This is a genomic window from Achromobacter sp. CF-sbj1-Ac2-l, assembly GCF_052698165.1.
In genome coordinates this window covers 1732581-1753524 of the sequence record NZ_CP199855.1, presented here as the reverse complement: position 1 = coordinate 1753524, position 20944 = coordinate 1732581, and the positions used below count along the sequence as shown (strand labels likewise).

General features: G+C 66.1%; 20 protein-coding genes. 9 read left to right on the top strand and 11 right to left on the bottom strand.

Going from position 1 to position 20944, the window contains the following annotated elements; translation table 11 throughout:
- The first annotated feature begins 9 nt into the window (after positions 1–9).
- From pepN to ACUDCK_RS08005, 3 genes are all read left to right on the top strand, one after another.
- Positions 10–2715 (top strand): aminopeptidase N, encoded by a 2706-nt coding sequence (gene pepN / locus ACUDCK_RS08015; protein ID WP_144658081.1) that lies wholly within the window; start codon positions 10–12, stop codon positions 2713–2715.
- Positions 2716–2725: 10 nt separating this feature from the next.
- Positions 2726–3745, top strand: a complete 1020-nt coding sequence (locus tag ACUDCK_RS08010) for a class 1 fructose-bisphosphatase (RefSeq protein ID WP_175168301.1) — start codon at positions 2726–2728, stop codon at positions 3743–3745.
- Positions 3746–3855: 110 nt separating this feature from the next.
- Positions 3856–5084, top strand: a protein-coding gene (locus ACUDCK_RS08005; protein ID WP_197487112.1) for an IS3 family transposase whose coding sequence is annotated in 2 segments (ribosomal slippage) — positions 3856–4203 and positions 4206–5084 — 1227 coding nt in all. Because the reading frame shifts where the segments join, the coding sequence is not laid out codon by codon here.
- 67 nt (positions 5085–5151) lie between these two features.
- Here the strand turns inward: ACUDCK_RS08005 and ACUDCK_RS08000 are convergent.
- The 4 genes from ACUDCK_RS08000 to alaC form a co-directional block, all read right to left on the bottom strand.
- Positions 5152–5373 (bottom strand): YgdI/YgdR family lipoprotein, encoded by a 222-nt coding sequence (locus tag ACUDCK_RS08000; RefSeq protein ID WP_006388435.1) that lies wholly within the window; start codon positions 5371–5373, stop codon positions 5152–5154.
- A 153-nt stretch (positions 5374–5526) separates the two neighbouring features.
- Positions 5527–6936, bottom strand: coding sequence for a threonine synthase (thrC, locus tag ACUDCK_RS07995; protein ID WP_175168282.1), 1410 nt, complete (start codon positions 6934–6936; stop codon positions 5527–5529).
- A gap of 123 nt (positions 6937–7059) precedes the next feature.
- A complete protein-coding gene (locus ACUDCK_RS07990) occupies positions 7060–8364 on the bottom strand; it encodes a homoserine dehydrogenase (RefSeq protein WP_020924485.1) in 1305 nt (434 codons plus the stop codon).
- A 174-nt stretch (positions 8365–8538) separates the two neighbouring features.
- On the bottom strand, positions 8539–9723 hold the full coding sequence (gene alaC, locus ACUDCK_RS07985) for an alanine transaminase (RefSeq protein ID WP_054417625.1): 1185 nt from the start codon (positions 9721–9723) through the stop codon (positions 8539–8541).
- A gap of 341 nt (positions 9724–10064) precedes the next feature.
- On the opposite strand from alaC, the gene ACUDCK_RS07980 reads away from it, so the two are divergent.
- The 3 genes from ACUDCK_RS07980 to ACUDCK_RS07970 are packed head-to-tail and all read left to right on the top strand — an operon-like array spanning position 10065 to position 12749.
- Complete coding sequence (locus ACUDCK_RS07980; protein ID WP_006388431.1) at positions 10065–10526, top strand: Mth938-like domain-containing protein; 462 nt, start codon at positions 10065–10067, stop codon at positions 10524–10526.
- Entirely contained in the window at positions 10526–10990 is a 465-nt protein-coding gene (locus tag ACUDCK_RS07975) for a peroxiredoxin (RefSeq protein WP_006388430.1), read from the top strand. Before ACUDCK_RS07980 ends, ACUDCK_RS07975 begins: the two co-directional genes overlap by 1 nt.
- A gap of 58 nt (positions 10991–11048) precedes the next feature.
- The gene (locus ACUDCK_RS07970) at positions 11049–12749 is read left to right on the top strand and encodes a PhoH family protein (RefSeq protein ID WP_064522689.1); all 1701 of its coding nucleotides are present in this window, start codon (positions 11049–11051) and stop codon (positions 12747–12749) included.
- Between the two features lie 127 nt (positions 12750–12876).
- Here the strand turns inward: ACUDCK_RS07970 and ACUDCK_RS07965 are convergent, their stop codons facing one another.
- From ACUDCK_RS07965 to ACUDCK_RS07935, 7 genes are all read right to left on the bottom strand, one after another.
- Positions 12877–13008, bottom strand: coding sequence for an entericidin A/B family lipoprotein (locus ACUDCK_RS07965; protein ID WP_006388428.1), 132 nt, complete (start codon positions 13006–13008; stop codon positions 12877–12879).
- 42 nt (positions 13009–13050) lie between these two features.
- Positions 13051–13746, bottom strand: a complete 696-nt coding sequence (locus ACUDCK_RS07960; RefSeq protein ID WP_054501351.1) for a fumarylacetoacetate hydrolase family protein — start codon at positions 13744–13746, stop codon at positions 13051–13053.
- Between the two features lie 83 nt (positions 13747–13829).
- Positions 13830–14132 (bottom strand): Dabb family protein, encoded by a 303-nt coding sequence (locus ACUDCK_RS07955; protein ID WP_064522687.1) that lies wholly within the window; start codon positions 14130–14132, stop codon positions 13830–13832.
- A complete protein-coding gene (locus ACUDCK_RS07950) occupies positions 14132–16009 on the bottom strand; it encodes an ABC transporter permease (protein WP_064522685.1) in 1878 nt (625 codons plus the stop codon). The genes ACUDCK_RS07955 and ACUDCK_RS07950 overlap by 1 nt, the downstream gene beginning before the upstream one ends.
- A 12-nt stretch (positions 16010–16021) precedes the next feature.
- A complete protein-coding gene (locus ACUDCK_RS07945) occupies positions 16022–16714 on the bottom strand; it encodes an ABC transporter ATP-binding protein (RefSeq protein WP_054501354.1) in 693 nt (230 codons plus the stop codon).
- Positions 16714–17475, bottom strand: coding sequence for an ABC transporter ATP-binding protein (locus ACUDCK_RS07940; RefSeq protein ID WP_054501355.1), 762 nt, complete (start codon positions 17473–17475; stop codon positions 16714–16716). Before ACUDCK_RS07940 ends, ACUDCK_RS07945 begins: the two co-directional genes overlap by 1 nt.
- A 10-nt stretch (positions 17476–17485) precedes the next feature.
- Positions 17486–18265, bottom strand: a complete 780-nt coding sequence (locus tag ACUDCK_RS07935) for an SDR family NAD(P)-dependent oxidoreductase (RefSeq protein ID WP_064522683.1) — start codon at positions 18263–18265, stop codon at positions 17486–17488.
- A 216-nt stretch (positions 18266–18481) separates the two neighbouring features.
- On the opposite strand from ACUDCK_RS07935, the gene ACUDCK_RS07930 reads away from it, so the two are divergent.
- The 3 genes from ACUDCK_RS07930 (at position 18482) to ACUDCK_RS07920 (ending at position 20932) form a co-directional block, all read left to right on the top strand.
- A complete protein-coding gene (locus tag ACUDCK_RS07930) occupies positions 18482–18880 on the top strand; it encodes a cupin domain-containing protein (protein ID WP_049072486.1) in 399 nt (132 codons plus the stop codon).
- Positions 18881–18959: 79 nt separating this feature from the next.
- Complete coding sequence (locus ACUDCK_RS07925) at positions 18960–20171, top strand: ABC transporter substrate-binding protein (protein WP_054501357.1); 1212 nt, start codon at positions 18960–18962, stop codon at positions 20169–20171.
- A complete protein-coding gene (locus ACUDCK_RS07920) occupies positions 20168–20932 on the top strand; it encodes an SDR family NAD(P)-dependent oxidoreductase (protein WP_064522681.1) in 765 nt (254 codons plus the stop codon). Before ACUDCK_RS07925 ends, ACUDCK_RS07920 begins: the two co-directional genes overlap by 4 nt.
- The last annotated feature ends 12 nt before the right edge of the window (positions 20933–20944 follow it).

Below are 20944 nucleotides of genomic sequence, written 5' to 3'. Positions count from 1 at the left end.
TGCAATCCCATGCGCACAGACACGCCCGTTACCGTATACCGCAAGGATTACCAGCCCTACCCCTACGACATCCCGCAGGTTTCCCTGGCCTTCGACCTCGCGCCCGACAGCACCGAGGTCCGCTGCGTCATGCAGGTCCGGCGCAAGGCGGACGCCAGCGCCGACGCCGCGCTGGTGCTGGACGGCGAAGAACTGGAGCTCGTCTCGGTAGGGGTGGATGGCCAGGCGCTGCCGGCCGACCGTTTTCACCTGTCCGAGCACAGCCTGGCGCTGTACGGCCTGCCCGCCGAGGCCAGCGTGGAGATCGTCAGCCGCTGCAAGCCCTCGGCCAACTCCACGCTGATGGGCCTGTACGTCTCGGGCGGCAATTTCTTCACCCAATGCGAAGCCGAAGGCTTTCGCCGCATCACCTGGTTCGCCGACCGCCCGGACGTCATGTCGCGCTACCGCGTGACCTTGCGTGCCGCGCCGGCCTACCCGGTGCTGCTGTCCAACGGCAACCTGGTCGCCTCGCGGCAACTGCCCGACGGCCGCAACGAGGTCGAATGGGAAGATCCGTTCCCCAAGCCCTGCTATCTGTTCGCCCTGGTGGGCGGCAACCTGACTCACCGCGAAACCACGGTCAAGACCGCCAGCGGCCGCGACGTGCTGCTGCAGGTCTACAGCGACCCGGGCGCAGAGACCAAGACCGAATGGGCGCTGGATTCCCTGGTGCGCGCGCTGCGCTGGGACGAGACCCGCTTCGGCCTGGAACTGGACCTGGACCGCTTCATGGTCGTTGCCGTCCATGATTTCAATATGGGCGCGATGGAGAACAAGGGCCTGAACATTTTCAATGCCGCCTACGTACTGGCCGACGCGGATACCGCCACGGACGCCAACTACGAAGGCATCGAATCCGTCATCGGCCACGAGTACTTCCACAACTGGACCGGCAACCGGGTCACTTGCCGCGACTGGTTCCAATTGAGCCTGAAGGAAGGCCTGACCGTATTCCGCGACCAGGAATTCAGCGCCGACATGATGGCGCAGGACATGGACGAGGCCGCTGCCGCGAGCGCCCGCGCGGTCAAGCGCATCGACGACGTGGTGACGCTGCGCGCGGCGCAGTTCCCCGAGGACGCGGGCCCGATGGCCCACCCGATCCGTCCCGACAGCTACCAGGAAATCGGCAACTTCTATACCGCCACGGTGTACGAGAAAGGCGCCGAGGTCATCCGCATGCAGCACACGCTGTTGGGCGAGGCCGGTTTCCGCGCCGGCATGGACGAATATTTCCGCCGCCACGACGGCCAGGCCGTGACCTGCGACGACTTCGTCGCCGCCATGGAATCGGTCTACACGCGTCAGCACCCGGGCCGCGATCTGTCGGTGTTTCGCAACTGGTACCGCCAGGCGGGCACGCCGCGCGTGACGGTCAGGCTGACGCACGACGCCGCCGCCCGCCGCTGCACCGTGACGTTGTCGCAGGAATGCCAGCCGGTCGGCGTCGAGAAAAAGGCCCCTGCCGGCTTCGTCAAGGCGCCCTACCATATCCCTTTCGCCATCGGCCTGCTGGACCGCAACGGCCGCGCCCTGCCGTTGCGCCATGACGGGATGGTCAAGGACACCGCGCTGCTGGAACTGACAACGCAGAGCCAGCAATGGCATTTCGACGACATCGACGAAATGCCAGTGCCGTCGCTGCTGCGCGATTTTTCCGCGCCGGTGATCGTCGATTACGACTGGACCGACGAGGAGTTGGCGCTGCTGTCGGCCCACGACGGCAACCCCTTCGCACGCTGGGAAGCCGGCCAGGAACTGGCCACCCGCCAGATCCTGGCGCTGGCCGAGGCGCGCCAGGCCGGCCGCACGCTGCACGCCGACCCGGCCTTCATCGCCGCCTGGCGCGCGCTGTTGACCGACCCGGCGCTGGATGCCGCGTACCGCGCCCGCGCCCTGGCGCTGCCCTCGGAAAAGACCCTGGCCGAACGCATGCAGGCCGTCGATCCTCCGGCGCTGGCGGTGGCGCGCGATTTCCTGCGCGCCGAGCTGGGCCGCCAACTCTCGGCCGAATTCCGCCAGGCCTTCGATGACAACCAGACGCCGGGCGCATACAGCCCCGCGCCGGTGCCGGCCGGCAAGCGCGCGATGAAGAACCTGGCGCTCAGCCACCTGATGGCGGCCGGCGAGCACGAGGCGCAGCGCCTGGCCGAACAGCAATACGAGCACGCCGGCAACATGACCGACAGCATGGCCGCGTTGTCGGCCCTGATCAACTACGGCCAGGGCGATTTCCCGCAGCAGGCGCTGGCGGCGTTCTACGACAAGTGGCGCGACAACGCGCTGGTGGTGGACAAGTGGTTCGCGTTGCAGGCCGCGGCGCGCTACACCACGGTGCAGACCGCGCGCGAACTGATGAAGCACCCGGCGTTCACGCTGCGCAACCCGAACCGGGCGCGCGCGCTGATTTTCCAGTTCTGCCTGAACAACGCCCGCGGCATGCACCACCCGGACGGGTCCGGCTATGCCTTCTGGGCCGACCAGGTGCTGGCGCTGGACGCGCTCAATCCGGAAATCGCCGCACGCCTGGCGCGCGCGCTGGACAACTGGTCGCGCTACGTGCCGGCCCTGCGCGGTCCCATGCAGGAAGCCCTGCAGCGAGTGCGCGGCCACGAGGGGCTATCGCGCAACGTGCAGGAAATCGTATCCAAGGCTTTAGAATTCGCAGCATAGGGAGAACCTCTTGAAACGTAAAACACTTACCCAATACCTGGTGGAGCAGCAACGCTCCGCGCACGCCCTGGCCCCCGAAGTGCGGCTGCTCATCGAAGTGGTGGCGCGCGCCTGCAAGGCGATCAGCCACGCGGTCAGCAAGGGCGCGCTCGGCGGCGTCCTGGGCAGCCTCGAAAGCGAGAACGTGCAGGGCGAAGTGCAGAAGAAGCTGGACGTGCTGTCCAACGAGATCCTGCTCGAAGCCAACGAATGGGGCGGCCACCTGGCGGCCATGGCCTCGGAAGAGATGGAGACTATCCACCTGATTCCGAACCGTTACCCCAAGGGCGAATACCTGCTGCTGTTCGATCCGCTGGACGGCTCCTCGAACATCGACGTGAACGTGTCGATCGGCACCATCTTCTCGGTGCTGCACGCCCCGCACAACGTGTCGGGCGCGCCGGTCTGTGAGGCCGACTTCCTGCAGCCGGGCAACAAGCAGGTGGTGGCCGGCTATGCCGTCTATGGCCCGCAGACCATGCTGGTGCTGACCATCGGCAACGGCGTGGTCGGTTTCACGCTGGACCGCGAAATGGGCTCGTGGGTGCTGACCCACGAAAACATCCGCGTGCCCGAAGACACCAAGGAATTCGCCATCAACATGTCGAACATGCGCCACTGGGCCGCCCCGGTCAAGCGCTACATCGACGACTGCCTGGCCGGTTCCACCGGCCCCCTGGGCAAGGACTACAACATGCGCTGGATCGCCTCGATGGTGGCCGACGTGCATCGCATCCTGACCCGCGGCGGCATCTTCATGTACCCCTGGGATGCGCGCGAGCCGGGCAAGGCCGGCAAGCTGCGCCTGATGTACGAAGCCAACCCGATGAGCTTCCTCATCGAACAGGCCGGCGGCGCGGCGATCAACGGCACGCAGCGCATCCTCGACATCCAGCCGGACAAGCTGCACCAGCGCGTCAGCGTGATCCTGGGCTCGAAGAACGAAGTCGAGCGCGTGGGCCGCTACCACGCCGAGGACGCGGGCAAGTAAGCCCGGCGTTCGCCCAACAAAAAGCCCCGGCCTGAGCCGGGGCTTTTTTTTCGTCGGTGACCCGTCCTGAATTTGGTTGACACCTTTTTGAGAGAAAAAAGGAGAGTCAATTGGAATCAAGGATCAAGCGAACCCAGCGGGATTACAGCCTGGCTTTTAAACTGTCGGTGGTCGAGCAGGTGGAAAAAGGCGAGCTGACGTACAAAGAGGCGCAGCGTCGCTACGGGATCCAAGGCCGGTCGACGGTGCTGGTGTGGCTGCGCAAGCATGGTCGCCCGGGCTGGAGTGGCTGGAGCTTGCCGACGGTCAGAGGAGTGGATATGGATCGTCAGGGCAAGGGACTCACGCCCGAGCAGCGGATCAAGGAGCTGGAGGTTCAGCTCAAGGAGGCGCGCGAGAAGGCGCAGTTGTTCGAGGCCGTGGTCAACGTGCTGGAGAAAGACTACGGGGTGCGCGTCGTAAAAAAGCCTTCGGGCAAGTCCTCACGCAAAAGCTCGTCCAAGGGTTGAGCGTGGCAAGGGCTTGCCGCTACATGGGGCACAGCCGCCAGGCCTATTACAAGGGCAGGCACAGGGAGCGAGAGCGCCAGCAGCAGGCTTGCCAGGTGGTGTCGATGGTGACGGCGTTGCGGGTCCGGCAACCGAAGTTGGGTACGCGTAAGCTACATCACGTGCTGCGCCAGCCGCTGCGCGAGGCGGGGATCAAGGCCGGGCGCGATGCGCTGTTCGACATCCTGCGCAGCGCCCGGATGCTGGTCAGACCGCGCCGGGCGTATCACAAGACCACGGACAGCCATCACCGCTTCCGGCGCCACCCGAACCTGCTCAAGGCGGGTCAAGGCCAGGTGGTGGCGACCGGCCCCGAGCAGGTCTGGGTGGCGGACATCACCTACCTGCCGACCGACCAGCGGTGCACCTACTTGAGCCTGGTGACCGATGCCTACTCGCGCAAGATCGTGGGCTACCACGTGGCCGAGAATCTGCAGACCGAAGGGGTGCGCCGCGCGCTGGAGATGGCGTTGCGCTCGCGGCGCTCGAGTCAGCCGTTGGTGCACCACTCGGATCGAGGCATCCAGTACTGCTCGACGTACTACCAGCGCCTGCACGCCCGCCATGGCATCCGTTGCTCGATGACCGACGGCTACGACTGCTACCAGAATGCCTTGGCCGAGCGGGTCAACGGCATCCTGAAGGGAGAGCTGTTGCTCCAAAGACCCGCTGATCTGGCCCAAGCCAGGCTCATGGTCAGGCAGTCTGTCCAGATCTACAACACCGAGCGCCCACATCTGTCCCTACAATGCAAAACACCCGATGAAGTTCATCGGGTGCTCAGTCCGTAATCGCTACGGATACCGTCCCGTAGGTGTCAACCTAGGGCAGGACGGGTCACGGGATCCGGCGAAGGGCTTACTTGACCTCTTCGATGGACTTCACATCGTCCTTGTTGATCTGGACCTTCTTGCCGTCCTTGTCGTACTCGTACATGCCGGATTTCTTGTCATAGGTCGGCTCGTCGGGCGTCACGGTCGAGGTCCCGTCCCGCTGCTGAATAACCGAGGGCGACGAGCATCCGGCCAGCACCCCTACTCCGGTCACCACCAGGGCCAACGTCATGGTCTTCAGGTTCATGGGCGTGTTCTCCGAGTGTGAATGGTGAATTCACTGTATCGGATGCGCGCCCAAAAAAAGTGACGGCATGTGGCCAAAATGCGTATGAAAGTAAAAAACCCCTCGCGGTTCACACCGCGAGGGGTTGCAACCCCATACAACCGCAAGTTGCCTTTACACCTTGGCGTGCGCCTCGATATAGCGGCGCACGGCGGCGGCGTCGCAGTCCATGACTTCGACGCGCTGCGGCAAGGATTCCAGGTTTGCCAGGTTGCCCGGCGGCGTGGCCGGACGGCCCAGGGCGGCCTCGATGGTTTCAGAGAACTTGGCCGGCAAGGCGGTTTCCAGCACCAGCATCGGCACGCCGGGCTCGACGTGCTCGCGCGCGACCTTGACGCCATCGGCGGTGTGCGGATCGACCAGCACGCCGGTCTGGTCGTAGAGCGAGCGGATGGTGGCCAGGCGGTCTTCGTGCGAGCTGGCGCCCGAGACGAAGCCGTACTGCGCCTCGAACCGCGGCTTGAGCGCCGACAGGTCGAAGAAACCGTCGCGCGCCATGTCGGCCCACAGCGCCTTGACGCGGTCGGCGTCGCGATCGACCAGGTCGAACACGAAGCGCTCGAAGTTCGAGGCGCGCGAAATGTCCATCGACGGGCTGGAGGTGGCGTAGGTCTGCTCGGCCGGGCGCGGGCGATAGATGCCGGTGCGGAAGAACTCTTCCAGCACGTTGTTCTCGTTGGTGGCCAGCACCAGGCGACGCACCGGCAGGCCCATGCCGCGGGCGATGTGGCCCGACAGAATATTGCCGAAGTTGCCCGAGGGCACCGTGAACGAGACCTGCTGGCCCGGCTTGTCGGTGGCGCGCAGCCAGCCGTGGAAGTAGTACACCACCTGGGCGGCGATGCGCGCCCAGTTGATCGAGTTGACCGCGCCCAGGCGGTACTTGGCCTTGAAAGCCAGGTCGCCGGCCAGCGCCTTGACGATGTCCTGCGCTTCGTCGAACACGCCGCGCACGGCGATGTTGTGGATGTTCTCGTCCTGCAGCGAGTACATCTGGGCGCGCTGGAACGCGCTCATGCGGCCGTGCGGCGACAGCATGAACACGGCCACGCCGCGCTTGCCGCGCAGCGCGTATTCGGCCGCCGAACCGGTGTCGCCCGAGGTGGCGCCAACGATGTTGAGCGTGGTGCCGCGCCGGGTCAGCACGTACTCGAACACCTGGCCCAGGAACTGCATGGCCATGTCCTTGAAGGCCAGCGTCGGGCCTTCGGACAGCCCCAGCAGCGACAGGCCGTCGTTCAGCGGGCGCAGCGGGACGATGTCTTCGCTGTTGAAGATCTGCGAGGTGTAGGCGGCGCGGGTCAGGCGGCGCAGGTCCTCGGCCGGGATGTCGGTGGCAAAGCGCGACAGCACTTCGAACGCCAGGTCGGCGTACGACAGGCCGCGCCACGATTCCAGCGTCTCGGCCGAAATCTGCGGCAACTGTTCCGGCACGGCCAGGCCGCCGTCCGGCGCCAGCCCTTCGAGCAGGATGTCGGAAAACGGCAGGGGCGCCATGCCCCCCCGCGTAGAAATGTAGTTCATGTCATTGACTCCACAATGCACTGCGTCCCGCCAAGCCAGGCCGCGCGGAGCCGGCTCCGCCGGGCCGCCGCCGGTGCCCCCTTGAGGGGGAGGCGCCGCGGGCGCTTCGGGGGTGGGCCTTCCTCATACCAAATGCTCCACGCGCAGGCGCGTGACCTTGGAACGGACAAAGGGCAAGGCCTCGATGCGCTCGATGGCCTGGTTGACGTTGCCTTCCACCGCTTCATGCGTCAGGAAGATGATGTCCGCGCCGCCGATGTGCGAAGGCTGCTGGATCATCGAGCCGATCGAGATGGAGCGGTCGGCCAGGAGGCGCGCGATGTCGGCCAGCACGCCCGGCTGGTCGTCCACGCGCAGGCGCAGGTAGTACGACGTGCTGACCTGCTCGATCGGCAGGATCGGCGTGTCGGCCATGGCGTCCGGCTGGAACGCCAGGTGCGGCACGCGGTTGCCCGGATCGGCGGTGTGCAGGCGGGTCACGTCGACCAGGTCGGCCACCACCGCCGAGGCGGTCGGCTCTTCGCCGGCGCCCTGGCCGTAGTACAGCGTCGGGCCGACGGCGTCGCCCTTGACCAGCACCGCGTTCATCGCGCCTTCGACGTTGGCCAGCAGGCGCTCGGCCGGCACCAGCGCCGGATGCACGCGCAGCTCGATGCCGTCGGCGCGGCGTTTGGTGATGCCCAGCAGCTTGATGCGGTAGCCCAGGCGCTCGGCGTGCTCGATGTCCTCGGCGGCCAGCTGCGAGATGCCTTCGATGTACGCGCGGTCGAACTGCACCGGCACGCCGAAGGCCAGCGAGGCCAGCAGCGTCAGCTTGTGCGCGGCGTCGACGCCTTCCACGTCGAACGTGGGATCGGCTTCGGCGTAACCCAGGCGCTGGGCCTCGGCCAGCACGTCGGCGAACGGCAGGCCGCGCGAGCGCATTTCCGACAGGATGAAATTGGTGGTGCCGTTGATGATGCCGGCGACCCACTGGATGCGGTTGGCGGTCAGGCCTTCGCGGATGGCCTTGATGATGGGGATGCCGCCGGCGACGGCGGCTTCGAACGCCACCATCACGCCGCGCTCGGAGGCCGCGGCGAAGATCTCGTTGCCGTGCTTGGCCAGCAGCGCCTTGTTGGCGGTGACCACGTGCTTGCCGTTGGCGATGGCTTCCAGCACCAGCTCGCGCGCCAGGGTATCGCCGCCGATCAGCTCGACCACGATGTCGATCTCGGGATCGCGCACCAGCGCGTGCACGTCGGTGTCCACGGGCAGCGTGTCGCCGACGCGGGCGCGCGCCTTGGGCACGTCGCGCACGGCGGCGCGGGTCACTTCAATGCGGCGACCGGCGCGGCGCGCGATCTCTTCCGCATTGCGCGACAGCACCGTCCAGGTGCCGCCGCCGACCACGCCCAGGCCGAGCAGGCCCACTTTCATGGGATTCATCGCGGCGCCCTCCGCGGGCGGGCGTTGAGGCGAATTCATTTCATTTCTCCATAATGCGGGCGCTACGCCACGCAAGCCACGCAAAAAACGGCTGCCCCCGTATCGGGATGCCGCGGATCCGGCTCCGCCGGTCCGCAGGCGCTTCGGGGGTGGGCCTACCTTCGGGGGGGGACCTTACCTATAGCCGTCCTTGCGGAACATGTCCTTGATGCCGCGCACCGCCTGGCGGGTGCGCTGCTCGTTTTCGATAAGAGCGAAGCGCACGTATTCGTCGCCATACTCGCCGAAGCCGATCCCGGGGGACACGGCCACTTTCGCATCCGACAGGACACGCTTGGCAAACTCCAAAGAGCCCATCGCCCGGTAGGGTTCGGGGATCTGCGCCCAGATGTACATGGACGCCTTGGGAATCTCCACATTCCAACCTGCTTCGTGCAGACCGCGCGCGAGCACGTCGCGGCGGCTTTGGTACTGCGCCACGATCTCGTTCACGCAGTCCTGCGGGCCGTCCAGGGCGGCGATCGAGGCCACCTGGATCGGCGTGAACGTGCCGTAGTCGTGATAGCTCTTGATGCGCGCCAGCGCGCCCACCAGCTCGCGGTTGCCGACCATGTAGCCGATGCGCCAGCCCGCCATGTTGTAGCTCTTGCTCATGGTGAAGAACTCGACCGCGACATCGCGCGCGCCGGGCACCTGCATGATCGAGGGGGCGACATAGCCGTCGAAGGTGATGTCGGCGTAGGCCAGGTCGTGCACCACCAGGATGTCGTGTTCCTTGGCCAGGGCCACCACGCGCTCGAAGAACGACAGGTCGACGCACTGGGCGGTCGGGTTGCTGGGGAAGCCCAGCACCATCATCTTGGGCTTCGGAATCGACTCGCGCACGGCGCGCTCGAGTTCCTCGAAGAAGTCCACGCCCGGCGTCATGCGCACGGAGCGGATGTTGGCGCCGGCGATGACCGCGCCGTAGATGTGGATCGGGTAGCTGGGGTTGGGCACCAGCACGGTGTCGCCACGGTCCAGGGTGGCCAGCATCAGGTGCGCCAGGCCTTCCTTGGAGCCGATGGTGACGATGGCTTCGGAATCGGGGTCGAACTCGACCGCATAGCGGCGCTGGTACCAGTCGCAGATGGCCTTGCGCAGGCGCGGGATGCCCTTGGACACCGAGTAGCCGTGGGTGGTCGGGCGGATGGTGGCCTCGACCATCTTGTCGACGATGTGCTTGGGAGTGGCGCCGTCCGGATTGCCCATCGACATGTCGATGATGTCCTCGCCGCGCCGACGGGCTGCCATCTTGAGCTCGCCGGTAATGTTGAAAACGTACGGGGGCAAACGCTCAATGCGAGAGAACTTCCTCATGATGGGAATCCTTAGGGGGCGAAGGGGCAAAAATCCAGGGCGCGAGGGCGCGAAGGGGAAACGGGCTCAAAAGCCGCGCCAGCACACGTTTGCGGCGCAGCAAAACCCTGTAATCTAGCGCAAGGACGCCTGGGCGGCAAATGGAACAAAAATAGGGCCTGCTTGATGGCAAATTTGGTGGCAAAAATGCCCGCCCTCCCGCCGGGCCGCCCCCAACGGCGGGCAGCCCCCCCCGCGGGGGGCAGAGAGCGAGCGCAGCGAGTGAAGCGTGGGGGTATTCCCTTTGCAACATACGGCCATCCTGATGCGCTATTATCGGAGCCATAAAGCCGGAGTATTTATTGAAGCTGCATACCGATCCTGCGACGGCCGCCCTGAACACCGTCACCGCCTACGGTGACGGTTATATCGAGGTCAACCAGGTACGTTTTTCCTCCTCGGTCGCTTTTGGCCCCGAAGGCGAAGTTACCCCTTGGCCCGTTCAGTCGCCGGCCGACATCACCCCCACCCTCTTGCGTCAGGCGGCCGGATTGTCCGAACCCGTCCGCGACCCGTTGGCGTTCCTGGACGAACCCGAAGCCACCCCCAGCCGCCCGGCCAATGCGCCGGAAGTGCTGCTGGTCGGCACGGGCGGCCGGCAACAGTTCCTGCGCCCCGAGGTGCTGCGTCCCCTGTTGGCGGCCGGCATCGGCGTGGAAATCATGGACACCCACGCCGCCTCGCGCACCTACAACATCCTGATGGCGGAGGGCCGGCGCGTGGTCGTCGCCCTCATCCCCCCCAACGGAGACCCCCAGACATGATGATGCCCATCATCGGCAAGCCCGCCCCGCTGTTCACCGCTGAAAGCACCATCGGGCCGATCAGCCTGGAGCAGTGCCAGGGTCGCGCCGTGATCCTGTACTTCTATCCCAAGGACAACACCCCTGGCTGCACCACCGAGAGCCAGGATTTCCGCGACCTGCACGCCGACTTCCTGTCGGCCAGCGCCGTGGTGGTCGGAATCTCGCGCGATTCGCTGAAGTCGCACGAGAACTTCAAGGCCAAGTACGAGCTTCCTTTCCCTCTCATCTCCGACGCCGACGAAACCGTGTGCAATCTGTACGGCGTCATCAAGCAGAAGAACATGTACGGCAAACAGGTGCGCGGCATCGAGCGCAGCACCTTTCTGATCGACGCTTATGGCGTGCTGGTGCAGGAGTGGCGCGGGGTGAAGGTCCCGGGCCACGCCAAGGAAGTCCTGCAGGCCGCCAAGAGCATCGGTTAGCCGTGCACAGGAATACCCGTCAGGTGCCATAGCCGGCCCATACTGGAGAGTGACGCATATGCCGCTTCCGAAGTTGCCCACCCGCCCCGCAGCCATCCTGACCTTCCCCTCGGGCGATAACGCCCGGGCGCAGGCCCGCAGCACCAAGACCGCCGCTGCGCGGTCGAACACCCAGGCCGTCCTGGCCGAAGACGACGAGGACGAGCTGCTGGTCCAGCCCGAACTCGACGGCATGGCCCCTCCCGCCCGCAAGGCCCAGATCCCGGCCCGCCAGGTGCCGCCGCCGGCCCCCGCCGCACCGGCGCCGCGCGCCCAGGCGCGCCAGGCCAAGCCCGCCGCGACCCCGGCCAAGCGCACCAAGCCGCGCGCCCAGAACGAGCCGCGCAAGCTGTTCGTGCTGGACACCAACGTGCTGCTGCACGACCCCAGCTCGCTGTTCCGCTTCGAAGAGCACGACATCTTCCTGCCGATGATGACGCTCGAAGAACTGGACCACCAGAAAAAGGGCATGTCCGAAGTGGCGCGCAACGCTCGCCAGGTCAGTCGTTCGCTCGACGCCCTGGTGCAGGACGCCACCCAACTGGACGAAGGCCTGGAACTGGCCAAGCTGGGCAACAAGGACGCCACCGGGCGCCTGATGTTCCAGACCACCGCCATCCACAGCACCCTGCCGTCGGACCTGCCCATGGGCAAGGCCGACAACCAGATCCTGGGCGTGGTGCGCGCTCTGCAGGAAAAATACCCGCAGCGTGAAGTCGTGCTGGTGTCCAAGGACATCAACATGCGCCTGAAGGCGCGCGCGCTGGGCATGGCCGCGGAAGACTACTTCAACGACCACGTCCTGGAAGACTCGGACCTGATGTACTCGGGCGTGATGCAGTTGCCCGAGGATTTCTGGAACAAGCACGGCAAGGACGTCGAGTCCTGGCAACAGGGCGGCACCACCTTCTACCGCATCCACGGCCCGCTGTGTTCGCAGTTCGTGGTCAACCAGTTCGTCTACTTCGAAGGCCAGATGCCGCTGTACGCCCAGGTGCGCGAGGTCAGCGGCAAGATGGCGGTGCTGGCGACGCTGCGCGACTACACCCACGGCAAGAACAACGTCTGGGGCATCACCGCGCGCAACCGCGAGCAGAACTTCGCCATGAACCTGCTGATGAACCCGGAATGCGACTTCGTGTCGCTGCTGGGCCAGGCGGGCACGGGCAAGACGCTTCTGGCGCTGGCGGCCGGCATCACCCAGGTGCTGGAGACCAAGCGCTACACCGAGATCATCATGACCCGCGTCACGGTGCCCGTTGGTGAAGACATCGGCTTCCTGCCCGGCACCGAGGAAGAGAAGATGCTCCCCTGGATGGGCGCGCTGGAAGACAACCTCGACGTGCTGAACATGGGCGAAGGCGAAGGCAATGGCGACTGGGGGCGCGCCGCCACCATGGACCTGATCCGGTCGCGCATCAAGGTCAAGTCGCTGAACTTCATGCGCGGGCGCACCTTCCTGAACAAGTACCTGATCATCGACGAGGCCCAGAACCTGACGCCCAAGCAGATGAAGACGCTGGTGACGCGCGCCGGCCCCGGCACCAAGGTGATCTGCCTGGGCAACATCGCCCAGATCGACACGCCGTACCTGACCGAAGGCAGTTCGGGCCTGACGTTCGTGGTCGACCGCTTCAAGGGCTGGCCGCACTCGGGCCACGTAACCTTGCAGCGCGGCGAGCGCTCGCGCCTGGCGGACTACGCCGGGGACGTGCTGTGAACCCTCGCGGCTGAGTCTCCACGCCGCGCCCACCGCCGTGGGCGGACGCCGCCTCCCCGGGACGGCGTCTCCAAAGAAAAAGCCCCTTGAGCGATCAAGGGGCTTTTTTATCACCGGTGCCTGACGATTATTTGTCGGCGGCGTTGGTGATGGCGTTGCCGGCCCGCGACATGTCCTTGCCCATGCCCGCCACGGTATTGCAACCGGCGAGTACGAAGCCGAACACGACGAAGGCGGTCAGCACGATCTTGCTGCGCATGCTGCGCTCCTGAAATGTGGAGAAAAGATTCCGGGGCGTACTTTAAACGATCTGCACCCGCAGTTCACCCAGTCCCTCAACGCCGCCGGTGATGACATCGCCCTGCACCACGGCGCCCACGCCTTCCGGCGTGCCGGTGAAGATGATGTCGCCAGGCTGCAGTTCGAACAGGCCCGACAGGTAGGCGATGCTTTCCGGCACGTTCCAGATCATCTGCGAGATGTCGCTGGCCTGCTTGCGCTGGCCATTGACGTCGAGCCAGATGGCGCCCTTGTCGAGCGTGCCGACCACGCTGCGCGGATGGATCGGGCCCAGCGGCGCCGACAGATCGAAGGCCTTGCCCACTTCCCAGGGACGGCCTTGCTTCTTCATCTCGCCCTGCAGATCGCGGCGAGTCATGTCCAGGCCAAGGGCGTAACCCCAGACGCAGTCGTTGGCCTGTTCCACCGGGATATCGCGGCCGCCCTTGCCCAGCACCACCACCAGCTCCATTTCGTAGTGCAGGTTGGAGGTCTTGGGCGGATACGGCATCTTGCCGGTTTCGCCGTCGGCCACGCTCAGCACGGCGTCGGCGGGCTTGCAGAAGAAGAACGGATCTTCACGGCCGGTGAAGCCCATTTCCTTGGCGTGCTCGGCATAGTTGCGGCCGACGCAGTAGACGCGGCGCACCGGAAACAGCGCGGCGCTGCCGGCAACGGGAACCGCGGTCAGCGGCTGGGGAGGCAATACGTAGTCCATGATCTATCAACCTATGACGGGTGGAACGGTCCGATGGCAAAAATCATTCGCGAGTGTATCCCGTTCCGGGACGGCGGAAATATTCAGCAAATTGTAGGGATTTCCCCATCGAACACCACCAGGCGCTCGATGAAATCCGCCATGTAGGCCTTCATTTCCTGGTGGGCGGCCGACACCTGGTAGCGGTCGTGGGCGGCGGCGTCACTGAACGCCGCCACCACCGCGTGGGTCAGTCCGTCCGAACGGCCGGCCTGGTTGGGCCGGAAGGCATAGCCCGCCACGCCGTCGCATTCGGCCAGGATGCGGTCGCAGTAGCCCCGCACCCGGTCATGAAAGCGCGCATCGGCGGCGCCGGACAATTGCAGCATTACGACATGCAGGAACATCACGACTCCTTTTTCGAACGGGCGACGGCAAGCCAGGCGCGCGACACCAGCCCCATGATGCCGTCGCGGAACAACAGGACGCACAGGATGAAGATAGCCCCCTGCACGATCAGCACCCAGGAGCCCAGCGGCGCCAGGTAATTCTGCAGCGACACGAAGGTGAAGGCGCCGGCCAGCGGACCAAACACCGTGCCAATGCCGCCCAGCAGCGCCATCAGCACCACTTCGCCGTTGGCGTGCCAGTGCACGTCGGTCAGCGAGGCCACGCCGAACACCAGCACCTTGAGCCCGCCGGCCAACCCCGCCACCGAGGCCGACAACGTAAACGCCAGCAGCTTGTAGCGCGACGTCGAATAGCCCAGCGAGCGGGCCCGTTGCTCGTTGTCGCGCACGGAACGGATCACCTCGCCGAACGGCGAGTTCAACACCCGCAGCACGAAGGCGTATCCCAGCGCGAACACCGCCAGCGTGAAGTAATACATCGGCATCACGCTGTCCAGGTCGACCAGACCGAACAGCTTGCCGCGCGGCACGCTCTGCAGGCCGTCCTCGCCGCCGGTGAAACCCGCCTGCACCGCGATGAAGTACACCAGTTGCGACAGCGCCAGTGTGATCATGGCGAAGTAGATGCCCTGGCGCCGGATCGCGATGGCGCCGAACGCCAGTCCCAGCAGGCCGCCGGTCAGCACGCCGGCCAGCAGGCCAAGTTCGGGCGTGGCGCCCAGCAGCTTCATGACAATGCCGGTGGCATAGGCCGCCGCGCCGAAGAAGGCCGCATGGCCGAACGACAGCAGGCCGACGTAGCCCACCAGCAGGTTGAACGCCGCGGCGAACAGCGCGAAGCACAGCACCTTCATCAGGAAAGTGGGATAGACGAACCAGGGCGCGGCCAGCGCAGCCAGCGCCAGGATCGCCATGCACCAGCGCATGGCGCGACGGCCCAGTTGCACCGGTTCGCGCGTGGCTTCGGCCGCCAGCACGTTCTGCACCTGCAGCGGCTTGCCGAACAGGCCGGCAGGCTTGCACAGCAGCACCAGCACCATGATGAGGAAGATCGCCAGGTTGGCGGCCTCCGGATAGAACACCTTGGTCAGCCCCTCGATGATGCCCAGCCCGAAACCGCTGACGATGGCGCCCATGATGGAACCCATGCCGCCGATCACCACCACCGCGAACACCACCACCACCAGGTTCGAGCCCATCATCGGGCTGACCTGGTAGATGGGCGCGGCGATCACGCCGGCCACCGACGCCAGCGCCACGCCGAGCGCGTAGGTCAGCGTGATCAACAGCGGCACGTTGATGCCGAACGAGCGCACGATGGTCGGGTTCTCGGTGGCCGCGCGCAGCATGGCGCCGACCCGGGTCTTCTCGATCAGCACCCACACCGCCAGGCACAGCACCAGCGACACCACCACCGCCCAGCCGCGGTACCACGGCAGGAACATGAAGCCCAGGTTGACCCCGCCCGTCAGCGCCTTGGGGATGGTGTATGGCAATCCCGACACGCCATAGGCCTGGCGCAGCCCACCTTCAATCAGCAGCGCCAGCCCGAAGGTCAGCAGCAAGCCGTACAGATGGTCCATGCGGTAGGTGCGCGAGATCAGCACGCGCTCGACCACGATGGCGAACGCCGCCATGATGAGCGGCACCAGCACCAGCGCGGCCCAGTAGTTCACGCCCAGGTAGTTCAGCAGCATCCAGGCCAGGAACGCGCCCGCCGTGTACTGCGCGCCATGGGCGAAGTTGATGATGTTCAACAGGCCGAAGATCACCGCCAGCCCGATCGAGAGCAAGGCGTAGAACGAACCGTTGATCAGGCCGAGCAGGAGCTGGCCGAACAGTGCCGTGGACGGCACGCCAAAAATTTCGAACACAGGATTCTCCCCTCAGACGCCCAGGCGGCGCGCGATCCGCTCGGGATCGTTGCGCGCCTCTTGCGCCGACAATTGGTCGACCACGCGGCCATGCTCCATCACGTAGTGGCGGTCGGCCACCTTGGTGGCGAAGCGGAAATTCTGCTCGACCAGCACGATGGTGAAGCCGCGCTCCTTGAGCGTGCGGATGGCCTGCCCGATCTGCTGCACGATCACCGGCGCCAACCCCTCGGTGGGCTCGTCCAGCAGGATCAACTGGGCGCCGGTGCGCAGGATGCGGGCGATCGCCAGCATCTGCTGCTCGCCGCCCGACAGGTTGCCGCCAGAGCTGGCGCTGCGTTCGCGCAGGTTGGGAAACAGGGTGTAGATCTCGTCCAGCGACATGCCGCCGTCGGCCAGGCGCGGCGGCAGCAGCAGGTTCTCGGTCACGTCCAGGCTGCGGAACACCGCCCGTTCCTCCGGGCAATACACCACGCCCAGCCGCGGGATGCGGTGCGGCGCCATGCCCACGGTTTCCTGGCCATTCAACAGGATCGAACCGCGGCGCTTGTCCAGGATGCCCATGACGGCGCGCAGCGTGGTGGTCTTGCCCGCGCCGTTGCGGCCCAGGATCGTGACCAGTTCGCCGCGCCGCACGTCGATGTCGACGCCGTGCAGCACATGCGATTCGCCATACCAGGCGTTGAGGTCCTTGATCGACAGCATCAGTCGTCCCCCTCTTCAGCGCCCATATAGGCGGTAATGACGCGCTCATCGCGCGATACCGTGGCGTAGTCGCCCTGCGCCAGCACCGCGCCGCGCGCCAGCACCGTGATGGTGTCGGACAGGTCGGCGACCACCGACAGGTTGTGCTCCACCATCAGGATGCTGCGATTGGCCGACACGCGCCGGATCAGCGCCGCGATACGCGCCACGTCTTCCTGGCCGAGGCCGGCCATCGGCTCGTCCAGCAGCATCACTTCAGGCTCCAGGGCCAGCGTCATGGCGATTTCCAGCGCCCGCTTGCGGCCGTAGGGCAACAGGGCCGCCGTGGTGTCGGCCAGGCCCGCCAGACCGACCGCCTCCAGCAGGGCCAGGCCCTGGTCGTTGAGGCGATCGACACTGCGACGGCTGCGCCAGAACCGCATCCCGTCGCCATGCTGGCGCATCAGCGCCACGCGCATGTTCTGCAGCACGGTCAGCCCCAGGAACACCGCCGAAATCTGGAACGAGCGCACGATGCCCAGGCGCGCGATCTGCTCAGGCGCCAGCGCGGTGATGTCGCGGCCGCGATAATGGATTGCGCCCTGGTCGGGCGTCAGGAACTTGGTCAGCAGGTTGAAGCAGGTGGTCTTGCCGGCGCCGTTGGGGCCGATCAAGGCATGAATGGAACCTTCCCGCAGGGCCAGGGACACGCCGTCGACGGCATTGAAGCCGCCGAACCGCTTGACCAGCCCCTGGGCGGACAGAACCGCTTGGGTGCTCATGGCCGTCCTCCTACATGCGGGCCAGCAGGCCGCCGTCGATCGCCAACACGTGGCCATTGACGAACGAAGCCCCCGGCGAAGCCAGGTACACCACCGCCGGCGCGATGTCCTCAGGCGTGGCCCAGCGCCCCACCGGCACCGCCGTCGACAGGAACGACTGGAACTGCGGATTGTCCTGCAGCCCCTGGGTGAAGTCGGTGCGCACGAAGCCCGGCGCCAATGCGTTGCAGGTGATGCCCTGGCCGCCATACTCGACCGCCAGCGCGCGGGTAAACGCCGCGATGGCGCCCTTGGCGGTGGCGTAGGCCGCGATGTTCGGCATGGTGGCCTGGCCGGCGACGGATGACATCAGCACGATGCGGCCGAAGCCGCGCGCCGCCATCGCCGGCAGCACCGCGCGGGCGCAATGGAAAGCGCCATTCACGTGCACGTTCTGCAGCGCCTGCCATTCGGCGGGCGCCATCTCGACCACCGGTTTGCGGTTCTGGTTGCCGGCATTGCTGACCAGCACGTCGATGGCCACGCCATCGCTTTCCAGTTGCGCGATGGCCGCGGCCACGGCGGCGCCGTCGGCCACGTCGAACACCGCGCTGCGCGCCGGGATGCCGGCCGCGGCCAGTTGCGCGCAAGCGGCGTCGCAGGCGGCCTGCGACAGATCGTTGATCACCACGCGTCCGCCCGCCCGGCCCAGGCCGGCGGCGATCGCATACCCCAGCCCGCGCGCGCCCCCCGTCACCAGCGCCGTGCGCCCGGCCAACCCGAAGGTCTGGCCCAGATAGTCCTGATTCAAGCTTGTCTCCTTGTCTTATAGGCGCCGGATCTCTCGGAACATCCGCGTCGGGAAAGGCTTCCCGAGGCTCGGCATCCCTGGCCCGGCTCGTGTCGATCCGCCGTCCCTGCAGGAAAACGTGATTGACATAAATCTCAATATACGCGACTATTTTTAAACACTCAATAACAAGATTTTTAGTTTTTCTTCCATAACGAGTTTTGGCTAGGAGACATCATGGCCCTCGAAACCCCTGGCTGCCCTGCGGCCAACGCGCTGCCGCCACTGGCATCGCGCTTCCTGAAAGTGGATGAACTGCCGTGGAAGCCCACGCAGGTCGAAGGCATCGACATGAAGGTGCTGATGCAGGACAAGGAGTCCGGCCTGCTGACCGCGCTGTTCCGCTGGCAACCCGGCACCGAGCTGCCGCTGCATGAACATGTCGAGGTCGAGCAGACCTATGTGCTGGAAGGCTCGATCGTCGACGCCGAAGGCGAAGTGCGCGCCGGCGACTACGTCTGGCGCCCGCGCGGCAACCGCCACGTGGCCCGGGCTCCGCATGGCGCGCTGGTGCTGAGCTTCTTCCTGAAACCCAACCTGTTCATCGACGCCTACGCCGGCCAGACGCTGGAATAGGCACGCCCCGGCAAGACCCCGCGCGACCGCCCGGCACAGGGCGGCGCGCCAAGATACAAGCCCCCGAGGAGACAAAACCATGAAGATCCGTTTCAAGCATTGCCTGGCCGCCTGCGCGCTGGGCGCCGTTTCACTGTCGGCCCAGGCCCAGGTATCCGACGACGTCGTCAAGATCGGCGTGCTGGGCGACCAGTCCGGCATGATGGCCGACCTGTCCGGCAAGTTCGGCGTCGAGGCCGTGAAGATGGCCGTCGAGGATTTCGGCGGCAAGGTGCTGGGCAAACCCATCGAGGTGGTGTCCGCCGACCACCAGAACAAGGTGGACATCGGCGTCTCGATCGCGCGGCGCTGGTACGAGAACGAAAAGGTCGACCTGATCCTGGACGTGCCGAACTCGGCCATCGCGCTGGCGGTGCAGGACCTGACCCGCCAGATGAAGCGCGTGGTGATCTTCACCAGCGCCGGCTCGGCCGACCTGACCGGCAAGGCCTGCTCGCCCAACGGCATGCACTGGACCTACGACACCTACGCCTACGCCACCGGCGTGGCCAGCGGCGTCATGGAAGACGGCGGCAAGAGCTGGTTCTTCATCACCTCCGACTATGCCTTCGGCCATTCACTCGAACGCGACGCCATGGCGGTGGTCAAGGCCAAGGGCGGCCAGGTGGTCGGCAGCGTGCGCCACCCCATCGCCAGCGCCGACTTCTCGTCGTTCCTGCTGCAGGCGCAGGCCTCCAAGGCCCAGGTGATCGGCCTGGCCAACGGCAGCGGCGACACCATCAACAGCATCAAGCAGGCCTTCGAGTTCGGCATCATGGGCAGCAAGCAGCGCGTGGCCGCGCTCTTCATGAGCATCGTCGACGTGCGCAGCGTCGGGCTGGAATACGCGCAGGGGCTGAACCTGGTCGAGCCGTTCTATTGGGACCAGGACGACAAGGCGCGCCAGTGGTCCGAGCGTTATTTCAAACGCACCGGCCGCATGCCGTCGATGGTGCAGGCCAGCAACTACAGCGCCACCCTGCACTACCTGAACGCGATCAAGGCGGCCGGCACCGACGCCTCGGAGGCGGTGCTCAAGAAGATGCACGAAACGCCCATCAACGACTTCATGACCGAGAACGGCCGCATCCGCGAGGACGGACGCGTGATGCGCGACCTGTACCTGTTCCAGGTGAAGAAGCCGTCGGAATCCAAGCGCGACTGGGACTACTACAAGCTGGTTCGCAAGATCCCAGCCGAACAGGCGTTCCGTCCGCTGGACCAGGGCGGTTGCGCGCTGGTGAAGCCATGAGCGGCGGCGCGCCCGGCCTGCTGGCAGGCAAGCGCGCCGTCGTCACGGGGGGCGCCAACCCCCGTGGCATCGGCGCCGCCATCGTCGCGCAATTCCTGGCGCAAGGCGCCAGCGTCGCGGTGCTGGACCGCGATTATCCCGACCACGCCGACGCCGGCCTCGCCGGCGGCCGCGTCAATCTGCACTGCGACGTGTCGAGCAGCGCCTCCTGCGAGCAGGCCGTGGCGCAGGCGGCGCGGGCGCTGGGCGGCATCGACGTGCTGGTGAACAACGCCGGCATCGTCGCCGCGACCCGCATCTGGGACCTGCCCGAGGACGAGTTCCGCCGCATGATCGACGTCAACCTGACCGGCACGTACAACGTGACGCGCGCCGCCCTGCCCCAGTTGCTGGAGAGCGGGCGACGCCCGGCCATCGTCAACCTGGGGTCGACCGCCGCCCTGCGCGGCGGCGGCCTGCTGGGCGGTTCGCACTATGCCGCCTCCAAGGGCGGCGTGATCAGTTTCACCAAGGCGCTGGCGCGCGAACTGGGCCCGCGCGGCGTGCGCGCCAACTGCGTGGCGCCGGGCATCATCGAGACCGACATGACGCTCGGCAAATTCGGCGAAAATTGGGAACAAGAACTCAAACAGGGCATTCCGCTGCAACGCTTCGGCTCCCCGGCCGAAGTGGCGCAGGCCATTCTGTTCCTGGCCTCGGACCTGTCCTCCTACTCAACCGGCATCGTGGTCGACGTCAACGGCGGCTTCCACATTCACTAGGCGCGTCAGCAG